Origin of the sequence: Paenarthrobacter sp. 2TAF44 (assembly GCF_052114885.1) — a bacterium.
Taxonomy (GTDB): domain Bacteria; phylum Actinomycetota; class Actinomycetes; order Actinomycetales; family Micrococcaceae; genus Arthrobacter.
Genome location: NZ_JBFRFP010000010.1, coordinates 117959 through 130931, shown reverse-complemented (window position 1 = coordinate 130931; position 12973 = coordinate 117959). Strand labels below are relative to the sequence as shown.

Annotated in this window: 11 protein-coding genes; 3 read left to right on the top strand and 8 right to left on the bottom strand. The window is 61.7% G+C overall.

The window, feature by feature from the left end:
- Positions 1–162: 162 nt before the first annotated feature.
- Positions 163–1485 (bottom strand): isocitrate lyase, encoded by a 1323-nt coding sequence (gene aceA, locus AB4Z15_RS11810; RefSeq protein ID WP_442017420.1) that lies wholly within the window; start codon positions 1483–1485, stop codon positions 163–165.
- A gap of 154 nt (positions 1486–1639) precedes the next feature.
- On the opposite strand from aceA, the gene AB4Z15_RS11805 reads away from it, so the two are divergent.
- Positions 1640–3154 carry a helix-turn-helix domain-containing protein gene (locus AB4Z15_RS11805; protein ID WP_431118201.1) on the top strand — a complete coding sequence of 505 codons (1515 nt, stop codon included), beginning with the start codon at positions 1640–1642 and terminating at the stop codon, positions 3152–3154.
- A 135-nt stretch (positions 3155–3289) separates the two neighbouring features.
- Here AB4Z15_RS11805 and AB4Z15_RS11800 read toward each other — a convergent pair whose 3' ends face one another.
- Entirely contained in the window at positions 3290–4177 is an 888-nt protein-coding gene (locus AB4Z15_RS11800; RefSeq protein WP_442017419.1) for an SDR family NAD(P)-dependent oxidoreductase, read from the bottom strand.
- A gap of 76 nt (positions 4178–4253) precedes the next feature.
- Between AB4Z15_RS11800 and AB4Z15_RS11795 the strand changes: the two genes are divergently transcribed.
- Complete coding sequence (locus AB4Z15_RS11795) at positions 4254–4748, top strand: MarR family winged helix-turn-helix transcriptional regulator (RefSeq protein WP_442017418.1); 495 nt, start codon at positions 4254–4256, stop codon at positions 4746–4748.
- A 130-nt stretch (positions 4749–4878) separates the two neighbouring features.
- Here AB4Z15_RS11795 and AB4Z15_RS11790 read toward each other — a convergent pair whose 3' ends face one another.
- Positions 4879–5493, bottom strand: a complete 615-nt coding sequence (locus tag AB4Z15_RS11790; RefSeq protein WP_442017417.1) for a TetR/AcrR family transcriptional regulator — start codon at positions 5491–5493, stop codon at positions 4879–4881.
- Between the two features lie 308 nt (positions 5494–5801).
- Here AB4Z15_RS11790 and AB4Z15_RS11785 point away from each other — a divergent pair, with 308 nt between their 5' ends.
- Entirely contained in the window at positions 5802–6731 is a 930-nt protein-coding gene (locus tag AB4Z15_RS11785; RefSeq protein WP_442017416.1) for a cytochrome b/b6 domain-containing protein, read from the top strand.
- Here the strand turns inward: AB4Z15_RS11785 and AB4Z15_RS11780 are convergent.
- The 5 genes from AB4Z15_RS11780 to AB4Z15_RS11760 form a co-directional block, all read right to left on the bottom strand.
- Positions 6728–7561, bottom strand: coding sequence for a hydroxymethylpyrimidine/phosphomethylpyrimidine kinase (locus AB4Z15_RS11780; RefSeq protein ID WP_442017415.1), 834 nt, complete (start codon positions 7559–7561; stop codon positions 6728–6730). The two genes, AB4Z15_RS11785 and AB4Z15_RS11780, sit on opposite strands and share 4 nt — an antisense overlap.
- 95 nt (positions 7562–7656) lie before the next feature.
- The gene (locus AB4Z15_RS11775; protein WP_442017414.1) at positions 7657–8622 is read right to left on the bottom strand and encodes a TAXI family TRAP transporter solute-binding subunit; all 966 of its coding nucleotides are present in this window, start codon (positions 8620–8622) and stop codon (positions 7657–7659) included.
- Positions 8615–10030 (bottom strand): HAMP domain-containing sensor histidine kinase, encoded by a 1416-nt coding sequence (locus AB4Z15_RS11770; protein ID WP_442017413.1) that lies wholly within the window; start codon positions 10028–10030, stop codon positions 8615–8617. The genes AB4Z15_RS11775 and AB4Z15_RS11770 overlap by 8 nt, the downstream gene beginning before the upstream one ends.
- Positions 10027–10689: a response regulator transcription factor gene (locus tag AB4Z15_RS11765; protein WP_442017412.1), complete on the bottom strand. Its 663-nt coding sequence runs from the start codon at positions 10687–10689 to the stop codon at positions 10027–10029. The genes AB4Z15_RS11770 and AB4Z15_RS11765 overlap by 4 nt, the downstream gene beginning before the upstream one ends.
- Positions 10690–11104: 415 nt before the next feature.
- A complete protein-coding gene (locus AB4Z15_RS11760; RefSeq protein ID WP_442017411.1) occupies positions 11105–12508 on the bottom strand; it encodes an MFS transporter in 1404 nt (467 codons plus the stop codon).
- Between the last annotated feature and the right edge of the window lie 465 nt (positions 12509–12973).

Below are 12973 nucleotides of genomic sequence, written 5' to 3'. Positions count from 1 at the left end.
CTATTCCCCGTCCCGGCCGCATGGCCTCGCGGGGCTCGGCCGACGTCCGGGACAGGGCCCCTTTTACGCACGCTTCCGGATTCCCCTTCCCGGCCGATGGCGGTGAGTGCCGCCGTCGTGCCCTGTGGTGAGCGAAGCGAACAGCTCACCTGGGCGTGTTGGTTAGTGGAACTGGCCCTCTTCGGTGGATCCCACGAGGGCGAGGGTGGATGCGTTCGGGTTGAGCGCAGTAGCGATGTCGTCGAAGTAGCCGGTGCCGACTTCGCGCTGGTGCTTGGTGGCGGTGTAGCCGCGGGACTCGGAGGCGAATTCCTTTTCCTGGAGTTCGACGTAGGCGCTCATGCCTTCACGGGCGTAGCCGTGGGCGAGATCGAACATCGAGTAGTTCAGGGCGTGGAAGCCGGCCAGGGTGATGAACTGGAACGTGAAGCCCATGGCACCGAGTTCGCGCTGGAACTTGGCGATGGTGGTGTCGTCCAGGTGCTTGCGCCAGTTGAAGGACGGGGAGCAGTTGTAGGAGAGCATCTGGTCCGGGAACTCGCCCTTGACCGATTCGGCGAACTTGCGTGCCAGTTCCAGGTCCGGGGTGCCGGTCTCCATCCAGATGAGGTCCGAGTACGGGGCGTAGGCCTTGGCGCGGGCGATGCAGGGTTCGATGCCGTTGCGGACCTTGTAGAAGCCCTCGGCGGTGCGCTCACCAGTGATGAATTCCTGGTCGCGCTCGTCAACGTCAGAGGTGATCAGCGTTGCTGCTTCGGCGTCGGTTCGGGCGATGACGACGGTCGGAGTGCCGGCGACGTCGGCCGCGAGGCGGGCTGCGTTGAGGGTCCGGATGTGCTGCTGGGTGGGAATCAGGACCTTGCCGCCAAGGTGGCCGCACTTCTTTTCCGAGGCCAGCTGGTCTTCCCAGTGAACGCCCGAGGCGCCTGCGGTGATCATGGACTTCATGAGTTCGTAGGCGTTGAGCGGGCCACCGAAGCCGGCTTCGGCGTCGGCGACGATCGGGACGAGCCAGTCTTCAACAGTCTTGACGCCCTCGGCGTATTCGATCTGGTCTGCGCGGAGCAGGGCGTTGTTGATGCGGCGGACAACCTGGGGAACCGAGTTGGCCGGGTACAGGGACTGGTCCGGGTAGGTCTGGCCCGAGAGGTTGGCGTCAGCTGCCACCTGCCAACCGGAAAGGTAGATGGCGCGGAGGCCGGCCTTGACCTGCTGAACGGCCTGGTTGCCGGTCAAGGCACCGAGGGCGTTGGTGTAGCCGCCGGTGGGAGCTTCCTCGGTCAGCTGCTTCCAGAGCTTTTCCGAACCGCGACGGGCCAGGGTGTGCTCTTCGGAGACGCGACCACGGAGGCGGACGACGTCGGTGGCCGAGTAATCACGGGTGACGCCTTCCCAACGCGGGTTGGCGGACCATTCAAGTTCCAGCGCTGCTGCCTGCTGCTCTGCAGTCTGTGCCGATTCTGCTGGTTCAAATGATGCGGTCATTGCATTCTCCTAATATCCAAGCGGGGCTCCCCGGGCCGGCCTCCGCTGCGCCTTTGCTGCATCGGCCGGCTTACCCGGGGTCTGTATTTCTTTTTCGTAAGACCTACTTTTCTGCACTTACAAAAGGCTTTCTAGAGGAAAGCTATGGAAAGAAATGCACTTCTTCGCGTATTCTCAAGAAATGTCCCCTGTGAGCTGGAATCGCGAAGTCGCGCCGCCGTCGTCGTCCACGACGTCCCCCGAACTGGACGTCATTAGCCTCGGCCGCCGCGTGCGCCATCTGCGCAAGCAAGCCGGCCTTACGCTGGACGACTTGAGTGCCGCCGTCGGGACTGCGCCAAGCCAGTTAAGCCTGATCGAAAACGGTAAACGCGAACCCAAATTGGGACTCCTTCAGCAGCTTGCCGCGGCCCTCAACGTGAGCATCGATCAGCTTCTGGGGGCCGAGCCGCCCAGCCGCCGCGCTGCCCTGGAAATCGAGCTGGAACGATACCAACGTGGACCCCTGTACGAGTCGCTGAATCTGCCGAAAATCCGCATCAGCTCGCGGCTTCCGCTGGATGTGCTGGAGTCGCAAGTGGGGCTGCTTCAGGAGCTCGAGCGCAAGCTAAATGAGCAGGTCGCGACGCCGGAAGAAGCGCGCCGCGCGAACGGCGAGTTGCGTGCCATGATGCGCGAGCGCGGTAACTATTTCCCGGAGTATGAGGCGGAGGCGCAGAAGGTCCTCAAAGGGGTCGGCTACACCACTGGGCCGCTCAGCCAGCATGTCATTGCGGACATCGCCGAGAACCTCGGATTTTCGTTGCACCACGTGGGCGATTTGCCCCATTCCACCCGGTCAGTGACGGATTTGAAGAACCGCAGAATTTACCTAACGCAGAACCAGCGCCAGGATCACGATCCGCGTTCGGTGCTGCTGCAGGCGCTTGGCCATTATGTCCTGGGGCATGAAACTCCGCGGAACTACGGCGATTTTCTGGCACAGCGAGTGGCCACCAACTACTTCGCCGCGGCTCTGCTGTTGCCCGAGCATGCCACCGTTGAATTCCTCCAAAAAGCCAAGGCAGCGAAAGAAATCGCGGTGGAGGACATCCGCGACGCCTTCGCTGTGTCCTACGAGACCGCCGCCCACCGCTTCACCAACCTGGCCACCAAGCACCTGGGCATCACCACGCACTTCCAGAAGACACACCAGTCAGGCATCATCTACAAGGCCTACGAGAACGACGGCGTGACCTTCCCGCAGGATCACACGGGCGCCATCGAAGGGCAACCGTCGTGCAAGGCCTGGACGTCGCGGGCCGTGTTCGACGTGCCGGACAAGTTCAGCGCGTACAGCCAGTACACGGATACGCCTTCCGGTACTTACTGGTGCACGGCCAGGACCGAGCGCTCTGCCGCTGGTGAGTTTTCCTTGAGTATTGGGGTGCCGTACCAGCATGTGAAATGGTTCCGCGGGCGCGAGACGACGGCCCGTGCTACCTCGACCTGCCCGGACCCGAACTGCTGCAAGAGGCCTCCTGCCTCACTTGCAAACGAATGGGCCGGCAACGCCTGGCCGTCGGCGCGGGCTCATTCGCACCTGCTGGCCGCCATGCCTCCCGGCGCGTTTCCCGGCGTGGACGAGACCGAGGTGTACAGCTTCCTGGCGGCCCACTCCGAGCGCTGACGCTCTCTCACGTCCTGCGGGTTTTTCCCCGATGCTCGGTCACGTCCTGCGGGTTTTTCCCCGATGCTCGGTCACTTCCCGCGGGGTTTTCCCCGATGCTCGGTCACTTCCCGACCGTTTTGGCGGGATGTTCTCTCACCTGCTGGCGACATCACCGTCAAATGATGCGGCAAGCAACTGCTCCGTGTGCTCCCATAGCTGCCTGCACAAGTTTGGATCATCTGCCGGGTGAACTGGCGTGAGGCGCTTCGTGTTCCGCCTTGTGTAGTAGCCGCCGCTTATTCCTGAGAATGTGGAGTCGCTGGCAAGTTTGATGATGAGGCCTGCACCGCGTTCGGGATCCCCAATATGAAGGTGAGCGAGGATCTTCTCCAGCAGTGGCGCGAACCTGAGTTCCCGCCCTAGGCCCGTGACGTTGAAGCCAGGGTCTACGCAGTTGGCACTGACTCCGGTCCCCTCCAGACGTCGGGCCAATTCCAACGTGAACATGATGTCCAACAGTTTGCTCTTCCCATACACCGCAGAAGAGCCTCGCGCGGAAAAAGGGGCAGTATCGGTGAGATCCCCAGGGAGAGCCAGGGATCCATGCCGACGTGACGCCTCCGAGGCGACATTCACGATCCGGGCATTCGGTGTGGCTTTGAGGGAGGGAAGCAGTTCCTGCGTAAGTATCCACGGTGCCAAGTAGTTGACGGCCATCATCTCCGGAAACCCATCCGCCGTGATGCGCTGCTCGAAGGCGTGGAGGCCAGCGTTGTTTATCAGGACGTCGATCTGGTGGTAGCGCTCTGCCATCTGACGGCCGACGCGTCGGACATCTCCCTTGCGCGAGAAGTCCGCTGTGAAGAAATCCACTGAAGTCCCAGGTGCCGAGAGTTCGATTTCGGCCGAGACTGCCGCAGCGCGCTCGGCATCCCGGGTAGTCAGCGCGAGACGGGCACCCCGTCTGGCCAATTCGATGGCTACGATGCGGCCCAAGCCGCTTGTTGCTCCTGTCATGACAATCAGAGGTGTGGAACGCAAAGATTTCTCCTTCGGCAGGGCTTCAAGGCGACGGGATATAGTGGGGATTTCCTAACCATAGGGAGTTAATGGGGAAATGTCCATCAGTTCCAGTGTTTCCAACGACGACAAGAATTCAGACCGCCGCGATCTCGAACTCGCCCTCGGCTCAGAATTGAGCGCCCTTCTGAGCGCATCAAGGGTTCTTACCGAGCGGAGTGCTGCGGCATTTCACCCGGATCTCCAGCCTGCTGCGTTTCATCTCGCTCGATGGCTCTTCTCTTACGGGCCGGCAAAGCCAAGCACCCTGGCAGAGTCCGTTGGGATGGACCGAAGTTCCACCAGCAGCCTGATCCGGTCCATGAAAGCACTCAACCTGCTCAAGGGCACGCCTGACCCCAGTGACAAGAGAGCCGTCATCGTGTCGCTCACTTCTGAAGGAGAAGCCCGGGTCAAGAAAGCCCTCGACCTGCGGGGAACTTCGTTTTTCGACCGAATCAAGGACTGGAACGACGCCGACGTCGAGACGCTCGCCAGACTACTCCACGCCTTTAATCACCCATCCGGCAAGAGCTCAGCAGAAGATTGGTAGCGCTCGCTATAGGAGTGATGTGACAGAGCATCGGCCGGAACGCGCCCGGATGTGAGAGAGCACCGGCCGCAACGGGGCGGGATGTGAGAGAGCGTCCGGGAGAAGGCATCAGGATGTGAGAGAACGTCGGCTAGTGAACCAGTCGCGCCACGAGCACTGCCGCAGCCTCAACGACGTCGTCGGCCTGCCGCTTGGATGAACTCAAGGCGACCTCGTGTCCGGCCAGAGTAATCATGTCCGTGATGACAGCGACCGTGAGCTTTCCCAGGGTGTCATCGCTGGCTCCCAGAAGTACGGAGTTTTGCCGGACCCACTCGCGTCCACGTTCACGTCGCAGTACCTCGAATCCCGGGGGAGTGTCGCCCTCGATAAACACCCGCTCCAGCGCGCGATGTGTCCAGGTGTAGTCGAAGTAGCTGCGGCTGCCCACGTTGAACAGTGCCAATGGATCGTTCTCGCCTGACTTCCGGGCCTTGGCTACGGCCGCGGCGACGAGTCTCTCATGTTCGTTTTGGTAGTCATCCCAGAGCGCCAGGAAGAGTTCGGTCTTGCCGCCGAAGTGGTGATAGAGGCTGCCAACGCTTGACCCGGAACGGGCTACGACGTCGGAAATGCTGGCATCGGTGAAGCCGTGCTCACAGAAAACTACACTGGCTGCATCCAGGAGGTTTCTTCGGGTGGCGGCTGTCCGGGTCCATTGCCACGAGCCGGCATGGACTGCCGCGTCGGAGGTTTTGCGAACCAAGGATGCTCCCTTCGCCGCGATTTGCTGTTTGCCGGAGTGTCGTCGGGCTTCTTTCTGGAATCGTACCTTCACCAGGACCGGAACTTAAGCAATCAAACCCCTTGACCGTCAATCAAGTAAAGGAAACAATCTTAGAAGCTCGTTCTAGAAATATGTGTTGCGGTATGTATCCGAATGCTGCGATTTTTGACGTCAAACGCCCCGAAACCCGGGTGCCGTTTTCACCGTCGCGCTGTAACTGGTTGAATCGCTATGAGAGAGCGCCAACTGGTCGCACGCCAAACAAAGCCAGAGAGGAACGCGGCCTGATGTCCGTTTCAAGCAAGTCGTCCGGGATCACGTCGAACAGGTGGTTCAAACCCGTCGTCGTTACCGCCATAGCTTTGGTGGTGGCGCTGGTCCTGGTGCTTATCGCGCAGTGGCTCCGGACGATGCAACCCGTCCAGCAGTTCCTGGTGGACTACCCCGGACACTCAGCGATCCCCGAAGGCACCCCAACAGGCTTCCCGGCCTGGCTCGGCTGGCAGCACTTCCTGAACATGTTCTTCCTGGTCCTGATCATCCGCTCTGGCTGGCAGGTCCGGACCACCACAAGGCCGCCGGCCTATTGGACCCGGAACAACAAAGGCTTCATCAAGACCAAGAACGCACCGGGCAAGATCAGCCTTGATCTCTGGTTTCACCTCACGCTGGATGCCTTGTGGGTGTTGAACGGCATCATCTTCATCGTCCTGCTGTTCGCAACCGGCCAATGGCTGCGGATCATCCCGACCAACTGGGACGTCTTCCCCAACGCTCTTTCCGCAGCACTGCAGTACGCCTCGCTGAACTGGCCCATTGAGAACGGCTGGAACAACTACAACAGCCTTCAGCTCCTGACGTACTTCGTCACCGTCTTCATCGCCGCCCCGCTGGCCATCATCACGGGCTTGCGGATGTCCGGTGCATGGCCGAAAAAGGCGGCGATCAACAAGTTCTACCCGATCGAGCTCGCCCGCCAGATCCACTTCCCGGTGATGATCTACTTTGTGGCGTTCGTGATCGTCCACGTCACCTTGGTCCTGGCCACCGGCGCGCTGAACAACCTGAACCACATGTACGCCTCGAACAACGATTACAGCTGGTGGGGCTTCGGCATTTTCGCCGCCTCAATCGTCTTCACGGCGGCCGCCTGGTTCCTTGCCCGCCCGCTGTTCCTGCGACCGGTCGCCTCGCTGATGGGCAAGGTCTCGCGCTAGCGGTTTCCGCCCTGCCATAGGGCATCAAACGGAGCACCCGAGGACACGCGGTTCTTGATGCCGGCTGTTACGAACGCCTTGGCGGTGCGGGCAGCTTCCACTGGCGTGGCGCCCTTGGCCAATTCAGCAGTCACGGCGGCAGCCAGGGAGCAACCGGCACCCGACACAGCCACGTCGCCAACCTTAGGACTGCGCAGGACTTCCAGCGTTTCGCCGTCGTAGTAAACGTCGACGGCGTCAGGGCCTTCCAGCCTCACTCCACCTTTGGCGAGGACTACTGCGCCGCTGATCTCGTGAATGCGAATGGCAGCGGCTTTCAACGATTCTTCGTCCGTGATGCTCAGCCCGGACAATGACTCGGCCTCGAAGTGATTCGGGGTGACGAAGGTAGCCAGAGGCAGGATCTGCGCTTTCAAGGCCTGGTCAGTATCCAAGGCGTGGCCCGGCTCCTGTCCCTTGCAGATCAAGACAGGGTCAAGGACGACATTCGCGAAAGAGCCGTCGGCCAACGCCTTCTCCACTGTGCTGATGGTTGCCGGACTTCCGAGCATGCCGATTTTCACGGTGTCCAGCACGGATGGTGCGCCGGAAGCGGGACCGTAGGCCGCCGTCGTCGCTTCCAATTGGTCCGCGATGACCTGCTGGTCAACCGGCATGAAGCGGTGGTTCCAGCTGTCCTGAGGATTGAAGGAAACGATGCACGTGAGGTTCGCGATCCCGAACACTCCCAGTTCCTGGAAGGTCTTGAGGTCGGCCTGCGCACCGGCGCCGCCGGTCGCTTCGGAGCCGGCGATCGTCAGTGCAATGGCAGGGGCAACGGCTGAAGTCATGTCTTCCATCTTGCCAGCTGCCTGGCGGGGCGCCGATTTCGGGCCGGCCAGCCGGTTTCGGCCCGGCGCCGTTAGGGCGGCAGCGCAGGTAGCCCCTAGCCGTGCAAGCGGCGGTAGGCTGCCTCGGCGGCCGGATGAAGGGGCACGCCCGCGGTGTTGATGAGCGTCTCAGGGCTGAGGAACTGCACGCCGGTGCTCGTCTTCGGTACCAGTTCCTGTGCCTTCTCTGCCAACAGTCTCACGGCCTCCGAAACCAGGTGATCGGCCAGGTCGCTGCGGCAAAGGAGCAGGTTGGCCACGCCCACGGTCCAGGTGGCAGCTGCGTCCCCGTAGCTCTTGGCGGGGATCAGGACGCGATCATAGAAAACGCCATATTGTTCGCGCATGGCCTTGATGTGCTCGGAGAGGTCGATCAGTCGAAGGCCAATGTCATTGGCAGTGGATGCGATGGCAGCGGTTGGCACACCGCCGGACCAGAAGAGGGCGTCAATGGAACGGTCGCGTAACGCCGCCAACCCTTGATTCAAGCCGAGGTTCACCTGCTTGAGGCCCATGCTGGCCGGCGGCGCGGAGAGGATGCGCGGAACGGTCAGTGACGTCCCGGAGCCCACCTCGCCAACACCGGCTGTCTTCCCAGCCAGGTCGGCGAAGGAGCGCAGACCGCTGTCCTCCCGCACGATGCAGTGAACGTAGTTTTGGTACACCTTTCCGAGCGCCACAAGATTCCCGCCGGGTTGTCGGGTGGCCGCAGCCTGGGCAGCTGCGTCCGCGAGCGCGACGGCGAACGTTGCCTCTCCGGACAAGACCCGCCGGATGTTTTCCAGGCTTCCGCCAGTGGTCAGTGGCACGGCGGCTTCTGCCACACCCTCACGTTGGAGCAGCTCCGCGAACAACGTTGCGAACTCAAGGTAAAAGCCACCTGGTTCACCGCCGGCGACCGTTAGCTTTTGCGGCTTCTCCTCAGGGGTGCAAGCGGTCCACACCGGCAGCAGAAGTCCAGCCAAACCAGCTGACAGTCCGGCTCTGAGTACAGCGCGCCTTGGCATGGTCCTGCTACTCATCCGGGCCTCCGGGAGGCTGCTGGAATTCAAGCCGTGCCGTCAATCCGTGTGGTTGTCTTCCCTCGAGCATAAGCTCACCGCCGTTCGCATGCGCCAAACGGTCCACGATCGTCATGCCCAGGCCGTTCCCTGCGATCCTGCTGTGTTGCGGTGCCCGCCAGAACCGCGTCGTGGACGCAGCGCGCTGCTCGGCGGAAAGCCCGGGACCGTCGTCGGAAATCTCGACGGCGACCCCTCCTCGCGTCCGCTTCATTTCCACCGTAATCCGGGCGGCAGGAGCGTACTTGATCGCGTTCGCCAGAAGCTCACCCACCATATGCGCCAGTTCGTCCGGATTGCAGGCGACGTGGAGCGGTTGCTCCGGCTGCGCCAGGGTGATCGTCGAACCAGCTCGTTCAGCAGCCGGCGTCGCCCGCTCCACCTCTCCCTGCAGGACAGGGAAAGGGTCAACGACGGTGTGGTGTTTGTGCTCAGTTTCCTGCTGCACGCGCGCCGAGCCCTCGAAGGCGCGGTGTTCCGCCGTCGCCAGCTTCAGCACGCCGTCGAGAATTGCCTCCACACGCTCAAGCTCAGCAACCACGCCGGCTGCCGCGGCTTTTTCGGGTTCGGACTTCAGTGCCAGCTGCAGCAGATCGATCCGGAGCCGCAAGGCACCCACTGGATTCCGTAGTTCGTGCGATGTGTCGGCGATCAGTTGGCGCTGCGAATCGATGCTCTCGGTGACAGTGTTGGCCATCGCGGTGAACGAACGGCTCAGCTCCCTGAGCTCGGGTGGGCCGGCGTCGGGAAGATGGCTCGTCTTGCCCGTCGTCTCAAGTTCGTGAACGGCTTTGCTCAGGCGATGGACCGGCCGCAGGACCCAGCCGGTGAGGCGGGCCGCTGCCAGGAGGAGGAGCGCACCGAGCGCCACTGCGGCAAGCCCGACGACGAGCCAACGCTCGCGTAGTTTCTGCCGGGCCGCCTCGGGGTTGACTTCAAGGACGGCCTCACCAAGCACCTGGCTGGCTGTGCCGAAGGACCTCGAGATAACCTCCGTCCCGGATCCGAAGGGCCTCAGCGGGCTGAGCGTGGTGTCGCTGAGGTTCAGGCTGGCCCGGTTCAGTGCGTCACTGACTTCGGCACGGTCCTCGTTGAGATTGCCCGAGCGGACTGTCTGCTGCTGCAGGCGGATCAGGATCCCCTCGCCGTAGAGCTCGGAATAGCGGTCCATTTCGCGTTGCAGCTGGGTGGTGTCGTTGTCCAAAGAAGCATCATTGGCGAGCTGGGCGAAGCGGTTCAAAGACGTGACCCGGTTGATCTGGAGTTCCTGGGCAAGCTCCCTGCCGGCCGATGTCAGTACCACGCTGGATACCGTGACCACGATGAGCACCGCGATCACGCTCAGGATGGCCAGGACACGGATTTTCACGGTTGCTCGACGCGGTAACCGACCCCGCGGACGTTGATGATGAAGCCGGGTAATTGGAGCTTGGACCGGAGGCCGGTGAGGTGCACATCCAGCGAGCGGGAATTTGCGAGGAAAGCATCACCCCAGAGGGCATCGAGGATCTGTTCCCTGGTCACCACTGACCCCGCGTTCCTGGCCAGGAGGCTGAGGAGTTCGAACTCTGTTGCGGTCAGGGAGAGTTCCCTTTCGCCCACAGATGCCATCCTTCGGTCCAGGTCCACACTGACGTCTCCCACCTGGATGTTGTGGGGCGCCGACTGCCCGGCACGATTGGTACGGCGAGTCACTGCCTCGATCCTTGCCAGCAATTCAACGAGCTTCACAGGTTTGACCAGGTAGTCATCTGCCCCGGAACGAAGACCCAGGACCACGCTGCGCTCGTCGTCGCGCGCCGTGAGGATCAGGATGGGGACTTGCGTGACCTGTCGCAGTTTCCGTAGGACGTCCAGGCCGTCCAAGTCCGGCAAACCGAGATCGAGCAGGATCACCTCGTGGTGCCGATGCCCCAGGAGTGCGTCCTCGCCGCGGGATACCCTGCTGGCTTTGTGGCCGGCAGATGCAACAGCAGCGCTCAAAGCGGACGCCATCGCGTCGTCATCCTCGACGATGAGCACGTGCACTGTGTGATCCTTTGCCGCTTGGTTGTTGGTGGGTTTGTGCCCGAAGGTTGGACGGGGTTGGTTGGTCGGTTGACGGCTGATGGGTGACGGTTGGAGGCCCGATGGTCCGTCTTGGAGATTACTCCCTTCCTGCCGGATCCGCCTTCCAGCGCCCGCACGCCCTCGGTTCCCAACCCGCCGTCGTACGTTCTCTCACGTCCCGCGCCGTTTGGCAGGACGTTCTCTCACGTCGTGTGCCGTTTGGCAGGACGCTCTCTCACGTCCCGCGGCCTTTGGCAGGACGTTCTCTCACGTCGTGCGCCGTTTGCCGGAACGTTCTCTCACGTCCCGCGGCCGCCGGGTTAACGTTGCGAGGCCCGCTCTGCGCCCCTCGGAGTGACCAAAGAGCGCAGAACGGGCCTCACAAGCGGCAGGGTTAGGCCTTGGCGAGGTCCTTCTTGTCCTCGTCGGCGTCGCGCGAATCAGAGCCTTTCGCGGCGAATGCGCTTCCCTGCTCGGCGTCCAAGTGCGTGGCCTTCTTGTTCTTCAGCGCGAAGATGTACACCAGCAGCGAGATGAAGATCGCGGCAGTCACGTAGGTGAAGAACATGTCCACCTGCCCGGCCTTCTGCAGAGCGGCGCCAATCAGGGGAACCGTGCCACCGAACAGCGAGTTCGCGATCGCGTATCCCAGGCCGACACCCAGGGCGCGTATCGATGCCGGGAACAACTCAGCCTTCACCAGCGCATTGATCGAGGTGTAGCCGCCCACCATCAGCAGGCCACCGAGCATGAGCAGGAACGCCATGAATGGGTCCTTGGTTCCCGACAACGTGGAGAGCAACGGCCAAGTGAAAAGGACGCCCGTAACGCCGAACCAGATAAGCAGCGGTTTGCGGCCAATCTTGTCCGAAATCAAGCCATAGACCGGCTGCAGCAGCATGAAGATGAACAAAGCCCAGAAGTTGATGACGGAGGTATCGGTCTTGGCGATGCCGGACGTATCGTTCATGAACTTCAGAATGAAGTTGGTGTACGTGTAGAACGCCACCGTGCCACCGAGCGTGATGCCAATGCAGATGAGCAGCGGCTTCCAGTGCTTGGTGAACAGCAGCTTCATGGTCCCCGGCTGTGCCTCGCCTTCAACCTTCACGTGGGCGGCGCGGAGCTGATCCGCGGAAAGCGTTTCTTCCATGGATCGGCGAAGCCAGAGGACAACCAATGCAGCCACGCCACCGATCGCGAAAGGAATCCTCCAGCCCCAAGCAGTCAGGTCTTCCTTGCTCATGGTGTTCTGCAGGATCACGAGCACCAGGAGGGCCAACATCTGCCCGCCAATGAGTGTCACGTACTGGAAGCTGGAGAAGAAGCCGCGGCGCTTGGCAGTCGCAGCCTCGGACATGTAGGTGGCGCTGGTGCCGTATTCGCCGCCGACCGAGAAGCCCTGCACAACGCGGATGAAGACCAGCAGGATCAGGGCCCAGAGCCCAATCACGTCCTGCGTTGGCAGGATCGCGATAGCAAACGAACCGGCCGACATCATAGTCACACTGAGGGTCAGTGCTGCCTTGCGGCCCTTACGGTCCGCGTAACGGCCGAAGAACCAGCTGCCGATCGGACGCATGAGGAACGACGTCGAGAAGACCGCCATAGCTTCGAGGCCAGCCTGCAGATCGTCCGAGGAATTGAAGAAGTGCGACTGGAAATACGCCGCGAAAACCGTATAGACGTAGAGATCGAACCACTCCACGAGGTTGCCCGCGGAGCCTTTGAGGATGTTGCTCACGGCCTTGCGTGTCTGTGCGGCCTCGCTGAGGGGCGCAGCTTGTTGGGTGCTCATCAATGAACCTTCCTGGACGGCGCCTGCGATGGCAGCCGTGTCTTGCATGAGTTCGTTCTGTCCATGAAGCTCTTGCTCATGGCGTCCTTGCGCATGGCTCTTCGTCGACTAAGAAAGGTCCTCCATGGGTGAAGAGGACATAATCCAAACTATTGGTGATGCAGGGCACAGCCAACGCTGGAAGCGATTTCCTAACACTTCCTTAGGTTTCAAGCCCCTGAACGCCCTAAACGACGTGAACACCCTGAACGACGTGAACACCCTGAACGACCTGAACGCCCGACGGCGGTGTGCGGCTTTGCTTTGATCCCGCCTTTGCGCTGTGGCCCCTTCCGGATGTTCTCTCACGTCCTGACCGCTTTCGGCGGTTCCTCTGTCACGTCCTGATCGGTTTGGGCGGATGTTCTCTCACATGCTGACCGCTTTCGGTGGATGCTCTGTCACGTCCTGTTTCCTTGCTGCGGA